General features: G+C 41.8%; 23 protein-coding genes. 7 read left to right on the forward strand and 16 right to left on the reverse strand.

Translation table 11 applies throughout. The features are described 5' to 3' along the window. Positions 1-40: 40 nt before the first annotated feature. The 3 genes from L3V37_RS10810 to L3V37_RS10820 all read right to left on the reverse strand — a co-directional run bounded on the left by L3V37_RS10810 (position 41) and on the right by L3V37_RS10820 (position 2714). A complete protein-coding gene (locus tag L3V37_RS10810) occupies positions 41-1453 on the reverse strand; it encodes a coniferyl aldehyde dehydrogenase (protein ID WP_237306302.1) in 1413 nt (470 codons plus the stop codon). A gap of 125 nt (positions 1454-1578) precedes the next feature. Next, positions 1579-2151 (reverse strand): GNAT family N-acetyltransferase, encoded by a 573-nt coding sequence (locus L3V37_RS10815; RefSeq protein ID WP_237306303.1) that lies wholly within the window; start codon positions 2149-2151, stop codon positions 1579-1581. A gap of 104 nt (positions 2152-2255) precedes the next feature. Further along, positions 2256-2714 carry an NUDIX pyrophosphatase gene (locus L3V37_RS10820; protein ID WP_005376504.1) on the reverse strand — a complete coding sequence of 153 codons (459 nt, stop codon included), beginning with the start codon at positions 2712-2714 and terminating at the stop codon, positions 2256-2258. Positions 2715-2883: 169 nt separating this feature from the next. Between L3V37_RS10820 and L3V37_RS10825 the strand changes: the two genes are divergently transcribed. Beyond that, entirely contained in the window at positions 2884-3789 is a 906-nt protein-coding gene (locus L3V37_RS10825; RefSeq protein ID WP_005376505.1) for a DMT family transporter, read from the forward strand. Positions 3790-3868: 79 nt separating this feature from the next. Here the strand turns inward: L3V37_RS10825 and L3V37_RS10830 are convergent, their stop codons facing one another. Continuing rightward, entirely contained in the window at positions 3869-4183 is a 315-nt protein-coding gene (locus tag L3V37_RS10830; protein WP_005376506.1) for a multidrug efflux SMR transporter, read from the reverse strand. A 394-nt stretch (positions 4184-4577) separates the two neighbouring features. On the opposite strand from L3V37_RS10830, the gene L3V37_RS10835 reads away from it, so the two are divergent. After that, positions 4578-5942 carry an endonuclease/exonuclease/phosphatase family protein gene (locus tag L3V37_RS10835; RefSeq protein WP_237306304.1) on the forward strand — a complete coding sequence of 455 codons (1365 nt, stop codon included), beginning with the start codon at positions 4578-4580 and terminating at the stop codon, positions 5940-5942. 284 nt (positions 5943-6226) lie between these two features. Here the strand turns inward: L3V37_RS10835 and L3V37_RS10840 are convergent, their stop codons facing one another. From L3V37_RS10840 to L3V37_RS10855, 4 genes are all read right to left on the reverse strand, one after another. Continuing rightward, positions 6227-6760, reverse strand: a complete 534-nt coding sequence (locus L3V37_RS10840) for a hypothetical protein (RefSeq protein WP_033906497.1) — start codon at positions 6758-6760, stop codon at positions 6227-6229. Then, positions 6754-7140, reverse strand: a complete 387-nt coding sequence (locus L3V37_RS10845) for an MAPEG family protein (RefSeq protein ID WP_005376510.1) — start codon at positions 7138-7140, stop codon at positions 6754-6756. The genes L3V37_RS10840 and L3V37_RS10845 overlap by 7 nt, the downstream gene beginning before the upstream one ends. A 209-nt stretch (positions 7141-7349) precedes the next feature. Then, a complete protein-coding gene (gene rarD, locus L3V37_RS10850; RefSeq protein WP_031778926.1) occupies positions 7350-8255 on the reverse strand; it encodes an EamA family transporter RarD in 906 nt (301 codons plus the stop codon). A gap of 102 nt (positions 8256-8357) precedes the next feature. Next, positions 8358-9080, reverse strand: a complete 723-nt coding sequence (locus L3V37_RS10855; protein ID WP_042520743.1) for a sulfite exporter TauE/SafE family protein — start codon at positions 9078-9080, stop codon at positions 8358-8360. 444 nt (positions 9081-9524) lie between these two features. Between L3V37_RS10855 and L3V37_RS10860 the strand changes: the two genes are divergently transcribed. Then, positions 9525-10061, forward strand: coding sequence for a prepilin-type N-terminal cleavage/methylation domain-containing protein (locus L3V37_RS10860; protein ID WP_053307631.1), 537 nt, complete (start codon positions 9525-9527; stop codon positions 10059-10061). Positions 10062-10110: 49 nt separating this feature from the next. Here L3V37_RS10860 and L3V37_RS10865 read toward each other — a convergent pair whose 3' ends face one another. Beyond that, on the reverse strand, positions 10111-11091 hold the full coding sequence (locus L3V37_RS10865; RefSeq protein WP_025998672.1) for a chemotaxis protein: 981 nt from the start codon (positions 11089-11091) through the stop codon (positions 10111-10113). Positions 11092-11774: 683 nt separating this feature from the next. On the opposite strand from L3V37_RS10865, the gene L3V37_RS10870 reads away from it, so the two are divergent. Continuing rightward, a complete protein-coding gene (locus L3V37_RS10870; RefSeq protein WP_165401651.1) occupies positions 11775-12383 on the forward strand; it encodes a response regulator transcription factor in 609 nt (202 codons plus the stop codon). A 1-nt stretch (position 12384) separates the two neighbouring features. Here L3V37_RS10870 and L3V37_RS10875 read toward each other — a convergent pair whose 3' ends face one another. From L3V37_RS10875 to L3V37_RS10895, 5 genes are all read right to left on the reverse strand, one after another. Further along, a complete protein-coding gene (locus L3V37_RS10875; RefSeq protein ID WP_130545329.1) occupies positions 12385-13272 on the reverse strand; it encodes a LysR family transcriptional regulator in 888 nt (295 codons plus the stop codon). Between the two features lie 157 nt (positions 13273-13429). Continuing rightward, entirely contained in the window at positions 13430-14800 is a 1371-nt protein-coding gene (locus tag L3V37_RS10880; protein WP_005376517.1) for a GGDEF domain-containing protein, read from the reverse strand. A 9-nt stretch (positions 14801-14809) separates the two neighbouring features. Next, entirely contained in the window at positions 14810-15406 is a 597-nt protein-coding gene (locus tag L3V37_RS10885; RefSeq protein ID WP_017635347.1) for a response regulator transcription factor, read from the reverse strand. Next, positions 15399-16565, reverse strand: a complete 1167-nt coding sequence (locus tag L3V37_RS10890) for an EAL domain-containing protein (protein WP_237306305.1) — start codon at positions 16563-16565, stop codon at positions 15399-15401. Before L3V37_RS10890 ends, L3V37_RS10885 begins: the two co-directional genes overlap by 8 nt. Beyond that, entirely contained in the window at positions 16549-20211 is a 3663-nt protein-coding gene (locus L3V37_RS10895) for a transporter substrate-binding domain-containing protein (protein ID WP_237306306.1), read from the reverse strand. Before L3V37_RS10895 ends, L3V37_RS10890 begins: the two co-directional genes overlap by 17 nt. A gap of 447 nt (positions 20212-20658) precedes the next feature. Between L3V37_RS10895 and ylqF the strand changes: the two genes are divergently transcribed. Next, positions 20659-21603 carry a ribosome biogenesis GTPase YlqF gene (gene ylqF / locus L3V37_RS10900; protein ID WP_005376521.1) on the forward strand — a complete coding sequence of 315 codons (945 nt, stop codon included), beginning with the start codon at positions 20659-20661 and terminating at the stop codon, positions 21601-21603. A 229-nt stretch (positions 21604-21832) separates the two neighbouring features. Here ylqF and L3V37_RS10905 read toward each other — a convergent pair whose 3' ends face one another. Further along, a complete protein-coding gene (locus L3V37_RS10905) occupies positions 21833-22414 on the reverse strand; it encodes a hypothetical protein (protein ID WP_130545326.1) in 582 nt (193 codons plus the stop codon). Positions 22415-23543: 1129 nt separating this feature from the next. Between L3V37_RS10905 and L3V37_RS10910 the strand changes: the two genes are divergently transcribed. Then, the gene (locus L3V37_RS10910; protein ID WP_130545325.1) at positions 23544-23855 is read left to right on the forward strand and encodes a hypothetical protein; all 312 of its coding nucleotides are present in this window, start codon (positions 23544-23546) and stop codon (positions 23853-23855) included. A gap of 16 nt (positions 23856-23871) precedes the next feature. Then, positions 23872-24189 carry a hypothetical protein gene (locus L3V37_RS10915; RefSeq protein ID WP_130545324.1) on the forward strand — a complete coding sequence of 106 codons (318 nt, stop codon included), beginning with the start codon at positions 23872-23874 and terminating at the stop codon, positions 24187-24189. A gap of 786 nt (positions 24190-24975) precedes the next feature. Here the strand turns inward: L3V37_RS10915 and L3V37_RS10920 are convergent. After that, positions 24976-25415 (reverse strand): hypothetical protein (locus tag L3V37_RS10920; RefSeq protein WP_237306307.1); only part of this gene is annotated, 440 nt, incomplete at its 5' end.

Here is a 25415-nt window from a genome sequence, read left to right on the forward strand (position 1 = left end):
AAAAACCGCCCGTTTGGGCGGTTTTTTATCAATCCAATCACTATCGAACAAAAATCTTTTGAATCGCTTTTATCGCCATTGCTCTGCGACGCATTAAAGCCCCCGTCCTTGGCAGCCATTTCGGCGTGTGGAGTACGGTTTTCGCATGGCTAAAGGTTCTGAATCCTTCCACTCCGTGATAATGACCAATGCCCGATTGACCAATGCCACCGAAAGGCGCATCTTCAGCGCCAACGTGTAATACCGTGTCGTTAATGCCGACGCCGCCACTGTGTGTGTTGCGCACGATCTGTTTGATGGTCGATTTGTCGTCCGACATAACATACAGCGCAAGTGGTCTTTGGCGCTGATTAATGTAATCAATCGCTTCATCAACCGCATTGTAGGGCTTAACAGGTAGAAATGGCCCGAAGATCTCCTCTTGCATGATTCGCATATTCGGCGACACATCCGTGACCAAATGAGGATACAGAAGTCGTTCCTCTTGGGGCGACGCTTCAACAGTGTGAAGGTTAGCACCTTGCGCTTTTGCATCCTCAAGTAGCGCAGTCAAACGATCATATTGTCGTTGGTTGACAATATGGGTCAGCTTTTGATTCTTGTTGGATTTTAAATAGAGCTTTTCAAAACGTTTTAAGAATAGCGAAATGAACTCTTCGACACGTTCTTGCGGTACAAATGCGTAGTCAGGCGCGACACAAATCTGGCCTGCATTAATGCATTTACCAAACAAGATAGCATCAACGGCTTTCTTCATGTCTGCATCTTTTGCAATGATCACCGGGGACTTTCCACCCAACTCTAACGTCACCGGGGTAAGGTTTTCCGCTGCCGCTTTTGCCACTGCGCGACCAACACTCGTAGAACCCGTGAACAAAAGGTGATCGAATGGCAGTTGGCTGAATGCTTGTGCGACGTCTGCTTCACCCTCAAAAACTTCGACATACTCAGACAACCCACGGCAAATATCGATGATGACTTTATTGGTTTTTGGCGTAAATTCGCTGAGCTTCATCATCACGCGGTTGCCAGCAGCCAATGCTGTCACTAAAGGCGCAAGGCTCAAAATCACAGGAAAGTTCCACGGTGAAATGATCCCGACGACACCTAACGGTTGATACTGAACGGTGACTTTAGAAGGTGCAAGCAATAAGCCGGATTCGCGCTTGCTGGGTTTGCACCATTTTTTTAGTCGCTTGAGGGTATAATTAATATGCGAGACCGTTGGCAAAACGTCGGTCATAGCGGTATCAAATTCTGAGCGATAGCCAAAATCGTCACTTAACGCTTCAACCAGAGCTTGTTTGTTCTCAAGCAGCGATTTTTTTAACAAAACGAGGCGCTGTTTACGTTCATCCACACTAGGATAAGGCTCGGCTGCATATGCCACTTTTAAGCGTTCGAGGCTTTGCTGTAACAAGTTATCTACTTCAACCTCTGTGATTGCGTTCATGATGCTTCTCCTAGCCTAGTTTCTACCAATGACGCCCCAAGTTAACACGAGCGCAACAATGTTACTATTGTAGCGCTCGTGAAGTTAGAGTTCGAACTCTGATTAAAATATCTCTGGGGTGGATACTACATCAAACGTAGTTCATAAATGCCTAGTCGTTGAGAGCGGTCAAGCATATCGAACTCATGATCAACGTATTCTTTTAATGTGGCGCCTGCACGCTCAGCAATATTGATGCTAGCGATGTTATCTTCCATACAATGGAACTGAATGAATTGTGCGTGCCCTTTCTGCTTCAAAAAAGGGATCAATACTGCGAGTACTTGATCAATCACACGATGGCCTCGTCCATTGTTGGCAAGCCAGTAGCCAATTTCAGTAACACGTGTATGTGAATCCACACCTTTAATGCCAATAACACCCGTAAGTTGCTCATCAAAATAAATTGCACACCAGTGGGAATCCAGCGCGTTACTGTTCACTCGCTGGGAAATGTAGTTCACGGCCTCTCTATGATTCGTGACAGAATCCGTCCAAGGTAGATAACCCTCAAGGCTCTTTCGGTGAGTGTTCACAACCTCTAGTAAAGCGGACGCGTGTTTCGTGTTGAGCGGCTCAATTGAGACCCTTTGCGAGACGGAAAAACGCTTCTGTAAGTGATTTCCTTGATACGTCTCTTGGCATGTAACTTCATCCATAGATGTTATTCCTTTTTATTGTGAACGCTCAGCGCAAATCCTAACGCTTCATTTTATGAGAACAAACCTCTCTATAAAAACTAATCAAAGCCGTTGCCGTTCATTTAGCCCTTTTGATCGATCAGCGTAAATGGCGTTAGTGATGCCACATCTACATAATGCTTCCATACATGTTCATAGAGGTGATGCTGATTGGCAAACGGAGCCAGCTGCTTAGCTTCTTCAAGCGTACACCAGCGATACTCTGTATGCTCTTCGTTAAGAACAACTGATTGGTTAGGCGGACAAAATAGCACAAAACATGGGATAACCATGATACGGTTATTTTTTGCTTCGTAGAACTGCTCTAGAAAGTCTGCTGTATGTAACTCAACTTGGTCAATTAGTGTCTCTTCTTTTAACTCTCTTAAAATGGTTTGCCACCCGGCTTCACCCGCTTCGATACCACCTGCAACATGGCACCAATAGCCACCTTTTACGCGTTTGAGTAACAGCATTTTTTCTATGCCATCAATTTTTGAAATGACAACGCCTGAAACATGCGTTGCTTTTATCGGGATCATGTAAGCTCCTTAAATATCGAGTTTTTATTGTTACGCTGAAGAGAGGCAGATTAATTGCTACGTATTCTACTGTTTATTCATCTTGTCGACAGAAGTGTTTGAGTTGAGAGGATTTAATCGCTAACTAAGTATGCTAAAGTGAGATCTGTCGCAACAAATGAGCAGTAAAATGTCCAATTCATTCAACACTATGATTCCCATCGGTGTGCGCTTTATGGTGCTTTCCGCGTTCGGCTTTGCTCTGATGTCGGCTACAGTAAAGCACGTCGGCAACTACGGTATCCCCGTTTTTGAAATCGTTGCAGCAAGAGCGCTCGTTTCACTTATCATTAGTTATTTCGATGTAAAGCGAAAACGAATTTCTGTATGGGGCAATAATAAGCCATTACTATTTGCACGCGGTGCTGTGGGCACGATGGCTCTGATGTGTGTATATTATTCAGTGACCACCTTACCTTTGGCAGAAGCGACGATATTCCAATATATTCATCCGGTGTTTACTGCACTACTCGCCGTATTTTTCTTGAAAGAGCGCATCCAGCCGTCAACTTTCCTTTGTATTGCGTTGTGCTTACTCGGCATCTATATCATGGTAAGCCCAGAAACTGGGCAAGGCTCAGATAGCGCTTTACCAATGTTTAGCGTCATGATTGCGATCTTAGGCGCATTTGGTAGCTCAATTGCCTACGTCATTGTCAGAAAACTGAGTCAGACAGAAGACAGCTCAGTGATCATTTTCTATTTCCCGTTGGTTGCTCTCCCCGCTTCACTCTTACTGATTGGCGACGATTTTGTAATGCCCGATCTATATCTGACTTTCATGTTGGTTCTAGTTGGTGTCTTTACCCAAATTGGACAATTGGGGTTAACCAAAGCGATGCAAACTCAACAAGCGGGTAAAGCCTCCGCTTATTCGTATATCCAGATCGTATTTTCTGTGTTGTTGGGCATCATTTTCTTTGGCGAGGTTCCGATCATTTGGACGTACGTCGGTGGCGGTCTGATTGTTACAGGCGCATTAATTAATGCGTTTGGTCATCACTTACGGTTACCTTTTATTAAGCGCAACGCTTGATATACCTCGCCAGAACCGTAAACACGACATTTAGAAAAACAGCCAGAGTGACTCTGGCTGTTTTGTGTTTAGCCTAACGTTAAGCTGATATTTTTAACCCTGCGATACCAGCGACAATCATTAACAAGCTTAAGGCTTTGATAAGTGTTGCTGGCTCATTGAACAGATAAATACTCACGACTGCCGTGCCTATTGCGCCAATCCCTACCCATACTCCATAAGCAATGCCTAAAGGCAAGGTTCTTAACGCAATGCCAAGCAACCAAAAGCTCAATAACATAAAGACAATAGTGAATGCCGAAGCACCGAATTTGGTAAACCCTTGTGAATATTTAAGACCGACAGCCCATGCGATTTCACACAAGCCCGCAATGAAGAGAATTCCCCAAGCCATGTCATATTTCCCAACGAGATGGGGTCGTCCCCGAGAAAAGATAGAGCGGTGAGGTCGTCCTCACTTCTGATTGACTGCTTATTATATACGGAAATCTAAACATAAAAAATAAAACACGGCGATAAGCATACAACTCAAACATCTCATGCACGCTTAAATTCTACGCTTTTCTTTTTAACGGTGGCGGACTCTCTATTTCGCATCAATAACGACACCGTTTTTTAACAATTTACATATAACCTTCTGGTGTTGAAAGTGTTGCATTTATTGCACAAATCACACAAAAACTAATTGAACATGTAAATATGAAAACGTTTGTGTGACTAATATCGCTTAAAACAATGACTGATGACTTTAATATTCAGCCGAATTAATTATAAGGTATGACGTACCCATGAAAGCAATCAAAACCTCTATCGCTGTCCTTGTTGGCGCCGCTCTACTATCTGGATGTAATGACGATACTGAATACGTCAATGTTCAGCCTAAAGAAGTAAAAATAGCGACTTACAACCTCTCTTTTGACCGCGCTACCTTCGAAACTTTGGTAGATGAAATGCAAATTGAACCAACGCAGCAAGCTGCGTTGGTCACCTCTTATTTAGACGGTTCAATCGCAGCCGAAGACAAAACCACTGCGGAAAAAGTCATTCAAATTCGTAACGTTGCAGCAATCATTCAAAAGAATCGTCCTGATGTTCTCATGATGGCGGAATACAACAACGATGGAACAGGTGAAAACAAAGCAGCCATTGAAGGATTCCAGAAGAACTACTTGTCTGTCGCGCAAAGTATCGATGGCGCGGGCGGTGAAGCAAACCTTGAGCCTATTGAATACCCTTATGCTGAATCTTATTCAACCAATACAGGGTTGTTGAGTGAGTTTGATCTCGACAACAACGGAACCGCAGGTCAAATGCCAGGTGATGCATGGGGCTTTGGCATGTACCATGGTCAATATGCATTTGCCCTTATGTCTAAGTATAAAATTGACACGGCAAACACACGTACATTCCAAGCATTTAAATGGAAAGATATGGAAGGTGCGAAAATTCCAACCATTACTATCTGTGACGGTTCGCAAAAGATTCCAGACGGCATGAAGTGTGGTGATGAATGGTACTCAGCGGAAGAATGGGATCAAGTGCGTCTATCTTCGAAAAATCACGTCGACGCGCCAATCATCATTCCAACTCGCAATGGCGAAGAAGTTGTACACTTGTTGATGTCTCATCCTACTCCACCAGTATTCGACACCGGTAAAAACAAAGCGCAAAACGCAGCAGAAGTGGAGTTTTGGCATCATTACATTCAAGGCAAAGACTATTTTTACGACGATGCGGGTAAAACAGGTGGCTTAACGAACGGCACTAAATTCGTAATGATGGGTGATCAAAACCTTGATCCAGTGGCTGGTGACGGTATTAGCTCTGTAATGCAGGAGCTGCACAACGATCCATTGGTTAACCAAACCGTGATGAATGGTGAGCTTTACCCAACAAGCTTTGGTGCAGCTGAACACGCTGTTGACCACAGTTCAACTCACCCATATCCGAATCGCATCACTTCAACGTTTGGCTTAGGGGTAGACTATGCCTTGCCTTCAGCAAATTTGAATGTAATAGACTCTGGTGTGTACTGGTCAGCGTCTTATGAAGAAGGCCGTAAACTATTTAACGATGCACGTATCGGTAAGTATGGTGATGGTAAGGATGTATCTTCCGACCATCGCATGATCTGGATTAAAGCACAGTTCTAGACTGCATAAAAAAAAGCCAACCACAAGGAGTCGTGATTGGCTGTATATATTTGTGAACAAGATGGTTCACTAACAACGTCAGTTGGCTAGGTGACCCTCGGCTTAGAAAGGGTCACTCATACTAAAGCATGAGGCGTGCCAACTTTTCAGCGCACAAAAACAGGTTGTTATTTAATCACTTTCATTAAAACTTAACCAATAGCTACTGTTTGCTCACAGAATAAATTGCAATTTGCAAACTACCATTGGCATTTCGCAATAAACCTGATCTTTAGCTCTTGCTTTTATTGCTTCCTAGCTAAGTCGCGTGCAAGGATTAACGCAAGTCCGAATACTTGCAAGAAGAGTCCGATATTCTTGTACCAAGCGATCTTTTCATCCTGCTTTGCCATTACCTCATTGAGCTCTACATTCTCAATGTAGTAATTATCGATGCGGTCTCTATACGAAGCTTGTGCCTGATTTATCTTTGACATTAGTTGAGGAAGTTGATCAATTTTTATTTCATCCGACTCGTTGAGAACCCAAGAAGATAAATGCCCTGCTAATACCTCTTCTAGCTCTAAAGGTATCGCTACGCTCTGACTTATGTGCACATGCAGCAGTAAAGCTTCTCTTTTCCTTTCTAGGGTTTCCACACTGTTCCATGCGAGTTGGATGGAATACAAGTTTTCTGCTGTTTGCTCTGCGAGCTGCGAGTGCTGTTTACCCAACTTATCAAGGACTAAGCTAGTAACGATGATCGCGCCAATATTCAGTACTAATCCAATCAGAACGAGTACCCAAGGTGGTGGAATGTAACGTCGCAGACTTACCATAACTTATCGTATGGCAGGTAAATCATATTTAACACAACCAATGAAAGTATCACCAGAAATGTCACCTGCATCCCTCTAATGCGTTTTTTCAAGTCTTTTTTCAATATGCCTTTAGCATGAATAACTCGACCAATTACAAAAATAATACCAGTGAGATGTATCCATGTTGGGTAAGCACTATTGAATTCTAAAAGTGCCATTAAAATCAGGGTGATGGGGATATATTCTGTCGCATTACTCTGGGCACTACGAGCAATTTGTAGAGCCTCTACCCCACCATCGGCATAAGCAATTTGATTTAAGCGACGTTGCTTAATTACTTGAACAGCTAACCAAATAATGAGTATTGCGAGAATGTTGGCATACAGAGCAGTGATCATATGTCGTCCTTCTTGATCTGGTTTTCACTTATATAAGCGTGTCACTTGGCTATAACTATAGCGGTATCATTATGATAATGCGTCAAATAATCTCAAGTTATGATTTCTATTCGGGCAAAAAACGAAAGCCCATGCTTCATAACATTAAAAATGCCCTCGAATGGAGGGCATAAGAATAAAGAAGCTAATATGTGAGAATATTGAAACCACTATAAGGGGTGTTTGACCAGCTTTTTGCGCCGATGCCCTTTGATAATACTTTCAAAAATTGTGAACAACAGCCCTACCCAAATAAATGCAAAGGTCACCGCTTTCACTTCGTCAAACAACTCGCCAAAAAACATAACTGCCAACACAAACTGCAAGCTTGGCTCGATGTATTGCATTAGACCGACGGTTGATAAATTAGTTATACGTATTGCGATAGAATAAAATACGAGTGGTAAAAGTGTGATAGGTGCACTGCCAAAATACAAAAGCAATGTTGTGGTATCTGTGCCCGAAGCCAGTTCACCAGTTGCCCATTGTTTATAGAGCAAATATGCGAGTGCAACTGGAGTCAGTAACAACGCCTCAACAAACAAGGTTGTACTCCAGTCATAATTTATCTTCTTCTTGTACAGCCCATACAAAGCAAAGAACAACCCCATCGTTAGTGCGATAACGGGCAGCTGACCATAGTGAATCACTTGATACATAACACCAATTGTTGCCAACACTATTGCAATAAGTTTGCCTTTTGAGAGCCTATCCCCAAGAATAAATACGCCCAGCGCAACAGATACTAATGGTCCAATAAAGAAGCCTAAGCTGGCATCGATGACCCGATGATGGGTCAAAGCCCAAGTGAACGCACTCCAAGAAATACACATCAAACTGCTCGCCACAAACGTGTACCACAAGGATTTTTTATCAAGCCAGATTTCTTTCCAATTCAGCCCTCGACGGGTTATCCCAAGTACAATTAGAAACCCGACAGGTACAGACCCAATGATTCGCCATGCTAGCAACTCATCCATAGAAGCATTCGGTAAATAACGATAATAAATTGGTAGCAATCCCCAGATCACAAAGGAGAATGCTGCCATAAAAGTGCCATAACGAGTGTTATTCATAAAACTATCGCCCATCTAAACGACCAATTTGGCGTAAGTAAACAAGTCCGCCATACATAAAAAGGAATGCAATCCCGCAGTGACTTTATGATGCAGATGGCATTATTGGCTCAACGCTTGTACGACGGCGGTAAAGCCACTCACAAAACACAACATAAGTGCCCCAAACCGAATCTTTTCTTTTGGTAACGACTGGGTAGTTTTCATTGCTAGCCAGTAACCAAGCGCCGCAGCAGGTAATAGAGGAATAGTAATGACCAAATGATGCAATGTGAAGAAGCCCACTGGGATTTGTACTATTAGTGAAATAATCGAACTGAAAACAAAAAAAGCCGATAAGTTGCCGCGTAACTGATTTGCTTCTTGATGCTGCAACAATAACGCCATCGGAGGGCCTCCAATCGCAGAACTGGTACCAAACAACCCAGAAAAGAAACCAGCACATGTCATACGCGAAGGCGTAGGCTCAACCCGAAACGGTAAAACACTCACCACGACTGCAAACAGCACCAACAAACCAATCCAAAGCGTGAGAGTTTGTGTAGATACAAAAAAGAGTAGCAAGCCACCAGCAATTGATCCCGGCACTCGCCCAATCAACGCCATCTTTAAGCCGCCGATCTCAACACTACTGCGGTGCTTCATCGCATTCATCAACGAAATAAATAACGCGACTAAACAGATTGGCGCAGGAACATATTCTGGCGCCCAAAGAATCAGTAAAGGTGCGGCAACAATAGCCAAGCCAAAACCGATTGCGGTCTGGACATAAGAGCCAAGAAATATCAAACCTATTGCAAGGAAGTTTATCGAATCGAATTCCATTTAGATTATTCTTATATTTGAAAAATAAACACAAAACCAAAGCACATTCGCATGATGAATACCTCAGGCACGCTGCGATATGAATTCCGCGTAGCATTCATCAAAGTGAATAAAAAGACAATCCATTTGTGCGGTTCGCCCTCATTTGCATTTTGTATTTCATTCCGCTGATGTACATGTTTGCTTACATCGAAGAGGATTCATGCTCGCCTGTTCACGCAGCATTTCTTCAACGGAATTAATGACCTCTTAAAATCTAGCAGAATTAGACCCGTGAATTCTCCATTGCATTTAATGGATTCAGTCAATTAGTGCGGCGTCGGTATAGCACTTTACAACTCACCTCTTTATACTACTGATCGATTTATCATTACCGTACTTATTTACACAATAAACAAGTGTACGGTCAGTGTTTTTCTACCTTTAACTTGCTGTGAAAATAATATGAAAAAACAAACGGGATTTACTCTAATAGAGTTAGTCGTAGTTATTGTCGTGCTCGGTATTCTTGCTGTCACTGCCGCGCCACGCTTTTTAAACCTTCAAAGTGATGCACGTGAAGCTCGTTTGGAAGGAATGAAAGGCGCTATTGCATCAGCATTAGGCGTGGGTTATGGGAAAATGGCGATTGCAGGGTTGGAACATTATCCATATATATCAAATAAACACACTGACGCAGGTTCAGGTAAGGGCCCAGAAAGTCTGCCTTTCTCAAGCTGTGAGTTAAATGGCTCTCTTAGCTGTACATTTAGGTACGGTTACCCAGATGCAGATGAAACAAGCTTAGCTCTATTAGTCTCGGAACTTGAGAATCAGCACGGTGATAGTGACTGGAAAATTGTTCAGACTAACAACATTAAAGTCGTCATTTCAGCAAGAGATGATAAAAATAGTAGCCTAACTCAATGCGGAATTTTATATGGGCCGCCGCAGACTCCAAACGAGAGTTACACCTTAGAGATTCTTCCCTGCCCTCAATAAAAATAAGGCTGCCAATCGGCAGCCTTATTTGTTTCATCTGATCGGTTTTTTACGCAAAGTTAAACACGTATTTATCCATCATATTCACCATGCGGCCAATCTCTGGCTTGGTAATCGTATCATTTGCGCCAAGAGATAGTGCTTTCGCTCGGTTATCCTCACTCATCAATGACGAGAACATAATGATCGGCATTTCATGAAACGCTTCGGTATCGCGTAGTCTCTTCACTAAGTGCATACCATCCATTCGAGGCATTTCTACGTCCGTAACCACCGCATCTAATAGCTCTTTAACTGGCAAGTTTTCTTCTTTCGCGACCTCGATCAAGCTCATCAACTTCTCATGCGCCTCACCACCGTCTTTACATGTGATCACATTGTAGCCTGAAGAAGCTAATGTATCTTGGATCAAAGAGCGAATAAATGCTGAGTCATCCACCACCATGATCGTTTTAGCATTACGCTTACCGACCATTCTCTGGTTGAGATCCACCGACTTGTCCCCTTTCACATCGTATTTTTCCATACTCAATTCTGGGTTGATGTCTGCGATGATTTTTTCAAAGTCGAGAATCATGATCAGGTTGCCTTCTTTACGGACAACGGCTACTACACAATCTTGTTCGCCCGCTTCCAAAAACTGACTTGGTGATTCCACATCATTCCAAGAGATACGATGAATACGCGAAATGCTGTCAATTAAGAAGCCATTGGTCATTTTGTTGAAATCCGTAACGATTACAAACTTGCGCTCCAGATCTTGTCGTGTTGGCACACCTAACCAACCAGCTAAATCCACTAAAGGCGTCAGTACATCTCTGGATGAGAACACACCAATCATATGAGGTTGTGCGTTTGGATAATCGGTTGTTTCTGGCACGCGAATCACTTCTCGTACTTTCGCAACGTTAATGCCGTAATAACAAGTTTTTGTGCTGCCATCTGGCAATGTTTTTTCTAAATGAAACTCGATGATTTCAAGCTCATTGGTACCACTTTCTGTCAAAATGGTGCTGGTTACGTTACTCATAAAGCCAATTATCCAACCAAAAATACGCATCAGAAAAGTTTGATGCAAACGCCATGAGAAGCCATTCTCTGGCTAAAAATCCAAAAGTCCTTTTTAGTCGTTACAACAAAATTTGTAAACCATCAAAAGGACGGCTAACGCACATTTCCATACCAAACCATGTAAAATTGTCTCATTTTTGAACACGACATTATGAGTGGCCAAAGTGCGAATTAACACCTCCACTTTTAGCGGCAGAGTCAATGAAAAGTTTAGAAATAATTTGAAGTGATGTTCAGCGTCAATAGCCAAACCTATCCAACAGATATCAGTACAAAGTTGGCTACCGTGCTCATGCCTGGTGTAGAACAAGCTCTCTTCAAGTGGCTTGGTATAAAACTGCGCTTGCTAACACACGGGTTTAAATCGAAGCGCTAGAGGCATCGCAAGAAAATCTGAAGGCATAGAACACTGAAAGAACACTTTCAGTTTGTTAGTTTTCTGTCAGCGTAAGTTTTAAGCAATCATCCTATCACTAGGTATTTCAATACCTGACATCGCTATTCCCATAATCAAGACACTGATTTTCATTTTTTGAAAGAGTCATTTTCCTTCCTCTTAGCAAGGTTTTTCCTACAATCCTACTCATCCAATTGCGCTGTCGCCTGACGGCACACTAGTTGAAGTATTAGGTGAGGTTCACTTTGAGTAATGTTCTTATTATTGACGCTCAACCATTGTATAGCGAGGCACTTGCTTCTCTTGTTGAACATGCAATCAATGCAGCTGAAGTAATTCAAACTACTGACAGTGCGGAGATTATGGAGCTTGTTCGCAGTAATAAAATTGATTTGATTATTTTAGATGTAGTGCTTGGTGAACGCGATGGTATGCGTTTAGCCAGAAATATTTTAGCGACCGGTTATCTTGGACGACTGCTATTTATCTCTTCACGAGACTACTCTAGCCTTTCTAAGGCGGCTCACGAAATGGGGGCCAATGGTTTCTTAAATAAAAGTGAACCAAGGAAAAGTATTATTGATGCAATTGCTGGGATTTCTCGAGGTTACTCTATGTTTAAGTCAACTCTGACAACGTCGTCGGGCAACGTAACGCTTTCTAACCGCGAAGCCATTGTTTTCCACTATCTCGTGCAAGGTTACTCAAATAAGAAGATTTCTGAACAACTATCACTTAGTGCAAAAACCATCAGTACCTACAAAGCACGTATTTTGAAAAAGTACCAAGCAGCATCACTAATTGAGCTACTGAACACCCTTCCTACGTCGAAAAGTTGCGAGTTCTGCAGTTAAGTTATGTACTCACGTATTTTGCAATAGCACCGATTAACAATTGGTGCATTGCATCATAGCGATGTGTTTGCTTCACCTGAACTACAACTTTTGGCCAACCATTGACATATAGACTCTCCGGCACCCTTATAAAAGTGTAACCTTCAATAGGAGCTTGAAACTCAAGCAGTACCGTTGCGGCGTTTTTTTTCTTGAGGAGCTTTAATACACTGCTTACATTGTCCAATGCCGCGATACGTTTGATGACCATTCCATGCTTTTCCATTGCACGTATAAAGAGCTGCTCTTTCTCTTTCCAACCGATAATCTCTAACATGATAAAGGGAAGTTTGGCTGCTTCTTCCAGGGTGGTAATTCCCAGCTCTTCAGGGACAACTACCACAGCAGGCGCATAGCCAATGAACTTTTGATAAACAGATTTCGGAACATCCTCGTTGAAGTAATGTAACTGCGCATCCACTTTGCCTAGGATTATCTCTTCTATCGTATACTCTGTAATCGTTGCTATCGAAATGTGCGCCTTGGGAAACAGCGCAATTAAATCCATTGCAAGTAAATGCCCAAATGAGTATTGAGCGGTTTGCGGTAAACAAATGGTGATGTCTTTTTCGTAATTTTCCGGTTCAAACTCATCTCTAATTAGACAAGTTTCAAGCTTCTCGAGTGCATCGGAAATTTTAGGTAATTGACGTTTTAAATAGTCCGTTGGTTCCATGTGATGAGGATGCCGAATAAACAATTCATCGTTTAGCTGGAGTCGCAATCGGGCAAGGTATTTGCTGATTGACGCTTCACTTTTTCCCATCGCTTTCGCAACGGGTTTGAGCTGACGGTGCTTATCCAGTAAGACAAGTATTTTAAGTAAGTTTAAGTCGAGATCTTTGTTCACGTGCGACACCAGATGTAAGGTCGAGAATAAATAGAGCAATCACTATTTGTTGACTGCTCTAATATAAAAGACCACTCATTCTGTTTGGTCAAATTAATCAAACAGTTATGTCATGGTTATGTTCCGTAACTTAACATTGAGTCAATACTAGCGCTGCTTAATGGGACTTTTGTCTGTGTTTTTTCATCTCATAGAGATCTTCATCTGCACGTACAATAACGTCCTGAAGCGTTTCGTGTAATTCATTCGCCGCGATACCAGTACTCACACTAACTTCGATATCCAAGGTCTTTAGTCGGTTATCTTTAACGACACTACGAAGCTTCTTCGCCAATATTGAAGATTGACTGATACTGCAACCCGGCAGAATCGCAACAAACTCATCACCACCAGTTCGAACTAGATAATCACTATTTCGAAACACTTTAGACATAGCATCAGCAATAATCCCAATAACTTCGTCCCCTACATGGTGACCGTAATGGTCATTGATTCGCTTGATCCTATCGCCATCTATTGCAATAACGGAATATGGCGCGGTTTCCAAACGACGTTTGAATTCGCTATCTTGAAAGACTCTGCGGTTAAACAATCCCGTTAAATCATCTTTCGTCACGTTCGTCAGTGCTTTCGCGAGGCGAAGTTTGCTCTCTTTAGATTCATAAGCTTTGTTGTAATACGCTAAGGTTACGAAAAAGAAGATGATAAATAAGAACACGTAATCCAATACAATTTTACTGAATGGGTACATGTAAACGATAAGGTTGTTGTTGTCTGCGACATATGATTGGGTGTACGCGAATGATGGAAAGGGGTAGCCAGCGAAATAAATCACCATTTGCTTGTTCCCATTCGCTATTTGAACATCCACCGCTTTCCCATCATTGTAAAGCGGCGAGAGGTACAATTGTTCCGAGAACTCTCCCACTAACTCACCTTGAAAGTAAACCGGACTCATGATGCTTATCGCCATGTCATCGGAGTATGTCGTTTTAAATGGTAGGGAAAACAATACCCGGTCCGTTAGTTGCTCTTTCCACGCGGCTAACACACAAGAATAGTTACTTTTACACCAATCAACATCAAATGTGGCTTTCACTCCCTCTAGCGCTTCAATCGGTCTCTCTAAGATGAGTTTGTTTCCAGTATAAGAACGAAAATACATAACGGCATTTTGTCGATTGAACGCATTTGATAAATACGCTTCAGCCTGATGAAGCGATTTCCGTGCAACAGCTTCAACGTAATTGAGTTTTTCATAAGGTGACAGGGAGTAAATCGCATCTTGAAAGCTCAGCTCTGTTTGCGCTTCTACTTCACTCACGCTCATGCCTTTGTATTGCTCGAGCTGCGCTTCCGTCAATAAACCCATGAGAATCACTTTTTGTTTTATTTTGGCTAAATTATTCGCGTAAGTGTTGAACTGCTTTACTTCATAAGAAATTAACACCGCACCAATCATTGTGACAGAAGTGACGAATAGTAATGTTGCGATGAAAAGAGACAACGCGATACTTTTAAGTGTCATGATGCGATCTTACGCCCCCGCCACTCTTGTTAGCTCAACAATGTTCTTTACGTTAAATTTATCCAATAGACGACGTTTGTATGTGCTGACTGTTTTGTCACTTATTGATAGCACTGAAGCGATTTCTCGATTGGACTTTCCTTGTAATAAATACTTCATTACTGCGCTTTCTCTGCTTGAAAGTTGTGGCATTTCTCGAACGCTATTAACAACTTGCTTAAATTTGAAGAAGGTATACCCCTTCTCTACCGCTTCTATCGCGTCTTTAAGAATGTCGTGATTTTCCGATTTACACACATAGCCATCAGCGCCAGAACGAAAAGCCATTTGGCTGTACATTTGGCTAGTTTCTGCGGAGAAGAAAATGACTTTGCCTTCATAACCATGGGATTTAATACGTTTGTAGAAATCAAACCCATCGCAATCTGCCAAGTTCACATCTAAGATCAACAGTTGAATTTCTTCCTTTTTCAATATTTGTAATGCCATCTTCGCTGATGTTGCAGTAAATACCCCATTTGTTTTACCTAACTCTTCCAGCAACGACTTGATTGCAACACAAACGAGAGGATGATCGTCAAAAATCAAGTAATTCAATTTATTCATATCTTTCATTTAGTATGGTTATGGCTTCTAGTGGCATCGGTTTATCAATGTAGAAGCCTTGGCAAAGATCAATGCCATACTCACGTATCGCTTGCAGTGTGACTTCGTCTTCAATACCTTCCGCGACCAATCGTATATTCAAACTTTTCGCTAACGCGCAAATAGCAACAACGATGTTTCGTTTTTTGATATCGCATTCGACACCTTGTACAAACGAACGATCGATTTTTAACTCGTTGAATGGCAGTTGAGCCAGTTTTTCAAACGTTGATGAACCCGTGCCAAAATCATCTATTGAGACAGTGACACCGTTCATCCTCAACTTGAGTAAATTCTTGTACAGGGACGCGCTAGTCTGAAATGTATCTCGCTCTGTAATTTCAATGGTGATTTGTGATGGGTCAATCTCGCTCTCTAAACATTGCTGTAAAAAGTAATGAGAGAACGCCGTATCTTCTAAATTTTCATGGTCTACATTGATGGATACGTTTTGCGTCAATCCGCGGTGTTTAATGTCATAGATAACATTACTCAATACAGCTTGAAACAACTCTCCTGAAAGGCGGCAACGCTCTACAATTGGCAAAAAATAATGAGGGGGTAACACACCATAAATAGGATGATTCCAACGCGCGAGCGCTTCATACCCAAGCACTTCCCCACTTTGCACATCGACTAAAGGCTGGTAATAATTTTTCACGCGCCCTTCAGCCAGAGCAAACAGGAATTCTTGATCTTCCACTTCAATAGATTGAGCAAAGCTGACTTGTTTCGCTTTTTCATCTTTTATTTTACGTAACAAATCAACGACTTCATTTTCATCGTATGGCTTAGGCAGCTTCCCTAATACTTCAAAGCTAAATCCCTCGCACATGGCTCTTACCGCAGAAATAATGGTCAATTCCATTGCACTGACCAGTACAACTTGCCCCTGGTACTGGACTTCATCGAGCATTTCCATCATATCGATGCCGTCTTTTCCGGGCATTTGGATATCACAAAAAATTACGTCAAAATGTTGTTCCTGCACACTCTGAATAGCAGCATCCACACAGTTAAAGGGGATGACTTGCGCGCAATAGCGATCCAATATTTGCGTAAGTATTGTGGTTTGTAGCGGATGGTCATCAATCACCATCACATTAAATTGTGTATTCATTTGTCTCTACCCAATAGTTTATGTTTTCGATCTCCTGCTCGATTCGTAAAATTAGCTCCGCTGTTCGCCTGTCAAACTCCGCAGCAGTAACTCGTTCTGCCTCAATACAAAGCTCAGCCAGCATGCTTACCCCTATCGCCCCAACCGCTCCTTTGATGCCATGAATGACCCGTTTTTTGTCTCGCTCAGTCGATGCGGCGTTTAAGTTTTTTATATCTGTAGACATTGATTGACTAAACACGCGCGCAATCTCTTTTGCGTCCTGTGCTTTGAACCGTTTAATCCAGCCGGGCAGCCTACCCCTCTCTTTTTCGCCAATAAATGGAATCAAAACGGTTTTTAATTGATTAAGGTCATAGGGCTTGTAGAGCACATCATCAATGCCGATATCCTGTGTACGTTCAATGGCAAGACGAGCATCTTCTGCTGTCACACCGATGATTGGAATTGCTTTAAATTCGGAGTTTTTCACGTGCCTAACAAGCTCATAGCCATCCATTTCTGGCATATGAAAATCGGTCAGCAGCAACACAACGTTTTCATCTTGGTTGATGTATTCCCATGCTTCGCGGCCGTTATTCACAATGACAGGTTCGATTCCAAGTTCATGAAGCTGCATTGCTATCACACTTTGGTTAATGGGATTATCTTCTGCGACCAGTACCGTGCCGAGAACCCAAGAAACCACTTCTTGATTTGCGTCACTAAGCTTGGTTTCTTGCTGCGTTTGGCTGAGCAAATTGAACAATGTATCTGGATATTGAAGCTCTCTTAGCGTAAGACTGCCAAGTACCCTTTGTTCGTCACGCAGCATTAGGCCATTAAAACTGGCATCGCTGTCGTGTATAGGGTGAAGGTTCGCCACCATTGTTTTTAACGTTGCTGGACGCATTTTCCACGCGTCACACCACTGGCGAACATTAAGTGGTAAGCTCTCGCTATACGTCCAGTTCAAACAAACGTCTGGCTCAGAGTCGCAATGCTCAATTGGCAGTCTGACGGTAATCGTCGTGCCCAAGCCAAATTGTGAATCGATGCAGAGCACGCCGCCCATGCAGTCGATCAATCGGTCAACAATGCTTAGCCCCAATCCAGTACCGCCATATTTACGCGTAATAGTGTCATCCGCTTGAACAAAAGGATTGAGAATGCCTTCGAGTTGGTCATCCGTCATGCCGATACCTGAATCTGCCACTTTCAAGATAAGCTGCTTTTCATGAAGAATGACACTGATTCCAACCTCGCCTTCCGCAGTGAATTTCACCGCATTGGAGAGTAGATTGGTGGTAATTTGCACCAATCGCAGCGCGTCGATTTCAATGAAAGCATTCGAAAATGGTTTGATTGTCACTTTGTAATCCAAACCTTTCGCGAGCGCTCGTGGTTCAAAGCTTCGAAACACATCGCACAAGGTTTTAAGCAAGTCGGTCTTAACTGGGGCGACGGTTAAGTGCCCTGCCTCTAACTTTGAATAATCCAGTACTTCGTCTACTAGCGTATTCAAATGATTGAGCGAGCGTATGGCTTGGGCAATTAACTCGCGATTTGAATCTGTCGTCACTTGGTGATTTAGCAAGTCGAGGATGCCGTGCGCTGCCGACAATGGCGTTCTTAATTCGTGACTCATGGTTGCCAAAAAGTTTTCGCGCGCACGTACCGCGGTTTGCGCTTCTTTTTGCGCATCGATTAACGCCTGCTCACGTTCTTTTTGCTGGGTAATATCTTGAATAACAGTCAGTACAAACTTGTTCTTACCGCTAGGAGAAGCGATGACTTTGCGTTCTCGATATACATGTTTAATATCAAGTTCACAGCCCGACGAGGCAACCTCTTCTGAAATACGCTTTCCAGCAATAACAGTGGTCAGTTCATCAAAATTATTCACCAGAGCGTGCGCAGAATCACTTTTCAACTTACATTGTTGGCACCGTTTACTGTTGTAGTTGGCACAATTGCTCATCTCCATATGGTTATTTTCACTATGGATAAAAACCAAGCTATTGATCTCTTTGATGATGTCCATCAGCCATTGCTTTTCCGCTTCCTCATTGTCAGCATTAAATTCGGCTAACCTCACTTTAAGTCGCATGTGAGATAAGATGAAATACGCCGCAATTAACATGAGACAGAATATGAATGAACCAGCAACAACAAATGTAGCGATCTGCTCCGCGTCATAGCCATAAGTCAGTTTGAAGCTTCGGTGAGAACGCAGCAGTTTTTCGATCTCGTTAGAATCAATGGTTTCGATGATGCTGTTCAACATGTGCTGCAGTTGTGTATTGTGGTTTGCAACCGCAAATGCATTAGAGAACGTCAAAACGTCCTCCGCATTGATCACCAAGCCATCGACTTGATCTTGTGCAATCATATTGTGAACGATGTCGTCAGGAATGTAAGCCACATCCAAAACGCCCGATTTCAAATCGGTAAGCAGCTTTTTCAAATCATCATAATGATCAACTTGGCCTTGCTGCCAAGTGCCCAAATGAACTACCCCTTGCTTTTTCAAAGTGAGCAGAATACCCGCTTCTTTCAGTGCAGATTTATCGCGCTTGCTCTGCTCCGCTTGGATAGCCACGTAATTACTGTGCATGAATGGTTTAGTGAACAACCAATCTGACTTAGGTAGCTCACCCACATAAGAGATGGGGACTATATCGGCATCAAATGCCGTTAATCCATTAGAAAGGCTCGACGTCGGTTTCACATACTTAAAGCTCAAGCCAGTACGAGACTGCAATAAGTCGATGAAGTCTGGAAAGAAACCGTCTAACTCACCCGTTTGCGAATCTCGGTAGAGAAACGGATAAGCTTCGTCACTGCTGCTGTAAGTTATCACTATTTTGTTTTGATGATTACGTCGGTAATCTACCAATAACTTATCACTGATATGGTAAGGATTTTTCGAGGCGACGGAGCGAATGTTTTTTCCATTTTGCTCCCACTGAAGGATTTTGTTGATGTCATCGATCAGACTCTGTTTGTCCAACGAAGCGATAAAACTCACCTCTTCGTTTTTCAACCAACTGGGAATATCGACAACCCCTTTTACAATGTCATTCAAATCCAAATATTGGGTAATACCAACATAAGTGTAAATCAGCGCGTTCGCTTTACCTCGCTTAACTTCATTAAACGCCTCTAAACGTGTTTTAACGTAATGTATCTTATCTATACCGCGTTCAGTGAGGTTGTCACAATACACACTGCCCTCAACACACACCCATTTAAGATCACGCGCATCACTATCTCGGTAAGTGGCATTCCGATACCAAACAGCGATAGTGCTCGAAAAGAAAGGCATCGAAAACAAGAAACGCTTTTCTCTTGCTGCTGTTTTACTAAATCCAACCGCACCATCAATCTTCTTGCTTTCGACATCCGCAAGTAAAGACGGAATATGCTTGTAAGTCCGAAGTTCTAACTCATAATCCAAAGCTTTAGTAATGTTAGACAAATACTCAAGACTAATTCCGTACGAAGGACCAACGCTACCGTCAAACGAGTCTTTAGCTTCGTCTTGCGCAATAACACCAACGATGACCTTCGGTTTAGGACTCTGTTTGGCAGTTGAGCAAAAAGAACTCGCTAAAAAAATTAAGGCGACGGACGATACCGTAATACTTCTAAGAATACTGAGCATGACTGCTTCCTCTGAATGGAAGCTCAGACTAGTTTTTGTCAGATAAAAGTCAAACTTCGCTCAATAGCGAAATAAAAATAAAATTTTGATATAAAAGCAGAAAACCAAAATTCGTCAGAACAATCTGACAACACAATCCACCTTTGACTACACAGCGTTTGCGTTCGGTCTCTCACCCAGACGGATATTCACTGCGAGTCGGTATATATAAGAGATGTGTGCGTTTAGGTTTGCACGCCATAGCTTTTTACTTTCATCATGAATGATTCATCATCATTCCATGATAAACTGACGTATTAACATGAAAGAAAGCTCAACTCCGCGGTTTCGAGCAGCTTGAAGTAAACACAGTTTTAGAAAATGCGTTCTAGTATTGTATTACTCAAGATTCACATTGCTACTTTTACAACCGCTGGAGCATTAGAAAAATTAAGGTATTAAATTCAAATGGTTAATAACTCAATCCAGTGGTTTCCTGGCCACATGCACAAAGCACGTAAAGAGATCGAAGAAGCAATCCCTCAAGTGGATGTGATCATCGAAGTACTGGATGCTCGTATTCCTTTCAGTAGTGAAAACCCTTTGATTTCTCAAATCCGTGGTGACAAACCTGTCGTTAAAGTTTTGAACAAACGTGATTTGGCCGATCCAGAGTTAACTCAACTGTGGATTGAGCACTTGGAGCAAGAGCAACATGTAAAAGCAATGGCGATCACGACTTCTGAACCACAAGAAGTGCATCGAATCATGGAGCTTTGCCGCAAACTTGCCCCACACCGAGAAGAAATTGGTAAAAACATTCGCACCATGATCATGGGCATCCCAAACGTTGGAAAGTCGACGATCATTAACACCCTCGCAGGTCGAACAATCGCTGTAACAGGTAACCAACCCGCGGTTACACGTCGTCAACAACGTATCAACCTGCAAAATGGCATCGTATTATCTGATACTCCAGGAATTTTATGGCCAAAAGTGGAAAATCCACACAGTGGCTTCCGCCTTGCGGCTACTGGCGCGGTAAAAGATACAGCGATGGAATATGACGAAGTCGCATTCTATACCATTGAATACCTAGCAGCTCATTATGCAGATAAGCTTAAAGAGCGTTATCAAATTGAAGAGCTTCCAGAATCAGATATCGAGATCATGGAAGAAATTGGTCGCCGCCGCGGTGCACTACGTGCAGGTGGACGTGTTGACTTGCACAAAGTATCAGAGATCTTATTGCACGAACTTCGTCAAGGCACTTTGGGCCAAATTACATTAGAACGCCCAGAAATGATCACTCAAGAGCTGATTGAAGTCGAGATTGAAACCGCCCGTAAAGAAGAAGAAAAAGCGAAACGTAAAGAAGAGCGTCGTAAGCGCTATTTACGTAATAAGCGATAATTTTGTAAGAGTATTGGCAAGTTTACTGCACCGAGCCTCTTCAAATGGCTTGGTGCGTTTAAATAAGCAATTCGTTATAAACCGCCTCTAGATACCACACCTGGAATATTATTCTTGGAAAACAACAAATAGGTCAATTTAATCCAACAAAAAATGGGGAGAGCCGTTAAGCTCTCCCCATTGTTCTTAGTAATGTGTAATGACTAATAAAGGTTAAAGGTATCGACGATTAAACGCCTGATAGACCTGCTGTTAGAGATACTGACACGTGCGCCATACCTTCTACCGCTACGTCTGTAATTTCAGCCGTGTTTTCGATGTCTAGGTTAACAGTACCTGTTGTTGTTTCTGTTGCTGTTACGATACCGTCTGTGTACGTCGCTAGCTCGTCGCCAGTGAAGCTGTCTTTGATTGAGATGTCAGCGGTCTTAGTTGTGTAACCACCCACTTGGTAAGCCACGTCAGTCACTGTCCATACAGCTGCTTCGTTGATATCACCAATCTCTTCTTCTGTCGCTAGCTCTGTGTCTTCTGGCGTGTAGTCACGCGCTTCTAGAATAACACGGTCAGCGGTCGTGAACATGCCGTTTGACTCAACATCCAGTGTACCACGTGCTGGGTCTACGCGTAGGTCACGACCACCTTCACCTGTGATGATTAGGTTTTCACCTGGCATGTTTGACTCAATCAGACCGGAGAAAAGTACCGTTGCTGATGCATCTTCTGCCAGTTCCTCAGCCGCAATTGCTGGCGCTGCTTGCATTGCAAATGCCGCTAGTAGTACTGATGAAAGTAGAGTTTTATTAAACATGTTTTTTTCCTATCTATATGGTTCGAATTGGTGTGCGCCACTGCTTTTTTAGTCACACTTTAAATTGAACCTGGTCAACTTATTAGTGCACATTGAATTATTTCAGTAAGCAAGGAAGTATCGCTCACTGTGAGGCTGCCATTATTCAGCCACAGTGCTAAAAACACCAATCAATAAACATTAATTGACGTTAAAAACTCTAAGCCATTGTTTTAAAATAACTATAAACACGAAAAATCGACACATTAACGAGGTTACTAATAAGAACAAAGACAATAAAAATCATTTAGAATGAATAAACAAACCGCAACACATACACGATAATACAAATCTAATTACTTATGAGTGTATAACTCAAAGGTCTGACTGGTGATAGGCAGCAGCATCAAGAACTAGGCGAAATTTTGCTATATCATTTTTAAGCGGTAGAAATGCAATCATACATATATTAGGAAGAGTTTGACTAATTATCGTCTCTATATACTTGTCTTTGCACTTTCCATATCCGGTCATAACTAAGTTCTGTTGGCCATATAGGATGAGCAATCTCCATGAACAACTCTCGGTCTTCGCTATTTCTTAGAGTCTTGTTGTAGTCCGCAATTCTATGCGGTACACCTTTCCGCTTCTTAGCTCAGGAGCGGAAATGAGGTTTTCCCTTACCCAAACTTTCAGCAAACATTAAACGCTGATCACACGTAATCGAAAATCTTTTGGGTAAAAGTATACCGTCTGAACCATATATTCAATTGTTCACACATCTTGCCTCTCAGACCGCTCTCTATATCTATCATCATTTCTTAAATCATCAAAATTAAACATAATAGATGAATAACGAACGACGTTCTTTGAATGAAAACACCCAGAAAATAATAGTTGAAAGTTTTACACATTCATAATTTACGAGCATATGTTTAATCAAATTCATATTATTAACAATAATATGAAACCCATCTACTAAATAAAAACGTTTGTTTTGCAAACACAAAGAATAATCTTTTGTAAGAAAAGCCTTTTATAATGTAAGAATTAAACCATGATGCATTTTTTTTATTGATCTAAAAAAACAAATTAAATATATTACTTCCTGTCTACGGACATCATAAAAAATATTTAGAAGAGTTTAAAAATGAAAAAATCACTTGCATTAGCAATCTTAGCATCTTTATCAACTTTTAATGCGCAAGCAGGAGTAATCGACTTTTTGTGTGATACATACGGCGGCCAAGTATATTCAGAAGGTGTAAAACATATCACTGTTTCAACTTACAGCTCAGAAGAAGGTAAAAAACACAAAATTATGCTAACGAATAACAATCAAGTTTTTGCTCCCGATGAAGATGTATTGAATAACCTTAAAGATGCATTCTACAACGGTAAGCGTCTAGATATCTGTTTAGATGGCAATGAGGCAATTATTGTAGAAGCAAGCTCTAACTAAGCCAAGGTAGCAAAAAATGAAAAAGACTATTATCACTCTAAGTGCTTTATTACTTTCAACTGCTGCAAGTGCGGGAAGCCTTTCCACTTCGATTTGTAACACTCAAAATGATGAGCATAACACATCTGGAATCAAGGAAATTTCAACCCTTGGTTATACAACAAGTGGCGTTCCAAACAAGTTCATCATCTTTAACGATGGGACTCTTATCGATGGAATGAAGTCAAATCAAGAAATCTACAATCGTGTAGTTAGTGGATTTGAAAACAACAAAGAAATGGATATCTGTATTAACAGAGAGTCGAAAGCAATTACTGCAGTAAGCATTAAATAATAAAAAAGCCGCCTTCGGGCGGCTTTATCTAAGGTTAACATGTTACCTCCTACCTTCCTGCAACCCTCCGCTTAAAGTGCCGTTTTTTCTCAAAGCTTACAGGATCGGACTATAGTCTCGATACATTTAAGCCCCTAGCTTCCCAGAACTTAAATTATGAAATTTAGCACACTGACCAATAACGCAACCTGTTCGTTCTAAATTCTTATTGTTAATTAACAGTATTTAAATCAAAAATAATAAAAAAGAAAAACACCCAAACCAGAAATTTAAGAGGTCACTGATATCCACTTAATTAAATAGAAGAAAGAGAACCACAAAACAGCCAATAAGAATTTAGTTAATTTAGTCACGTTAAAATATTTAATTGAAACCCAACCAATCCAATCTTACAATTTAATCTAAAGTTAGAACATTATTAAAGTAGCCCTTAAAGTCAATTTCCAATATAGGCATCACGTCCGTTTTTGTCTTCAAAAAAATTAAGACGAGTATTATATTTATGTTTGGTTAGATGATTATTCTTAACCTTATAGCCAAGTCCGGTTGAATTTATATTTACTCTTAGCTTTTTTCTCGTTAATTCTTCGAGACTATTCACTCTACTAATACGCTCATTAATAATTAGCCAGTAATTTGAAAATGACATAATCCACCTTCTACAATAAATCAACTTCTTACCTTTCAGTCGTCGAATAACATCCCTCTCAAAAACACAAACTGAACAACGAAAAAAAAGGGAGGTAATCACCTCCCTAAATCTTTTTGATAATACACTCTATAATATTAAACGTCTGACAGACCCGCAGTTAGAGATACTGACACGTGCGCCATGCCTTCTACTGCTACGTCTGTGATTTCAGCTGTGTTTTCGATATCTAGGTTAACAGTACCTGTTGTGGTTTCTGTTGCTGTAACGATACCAGCAGTGTACGTCGCTAGCTCGTTGCCAGTGAAGCTGTCTTTGATTGAGATATCAGCCACTTTAGTCGTGTAACCGCCCACTTGGTAAGCCACGTCAGTCACTGTCCATACAGCTGCTTCGTTGATGTCACCAATCTCTTCTTCTGTTTGAAGAGGGCCTTCACCAGCAGGCGTATAATCGCGCGCTTCTAGAATAACACGGTCAGCGGTCGTGAACATGCCGTTTGATTCAACATCCAGTGTACCACGTGCTGGGTCTACGCGTAGGTCACGACCACCTTCACCTGTGATGATTAGGTTTT

It is taken from the genome of Vibrio sp. D54, from assembly GCF_021728075.1.
In the GTDB taxonomy this organism is placed as follows: domain Bacteria; phylum Pseudomonadota; class Gammaproteobacteria; order Enterobacterales; family Vibrionaceae; genus Vibrio; species Vibrio alginolyticus.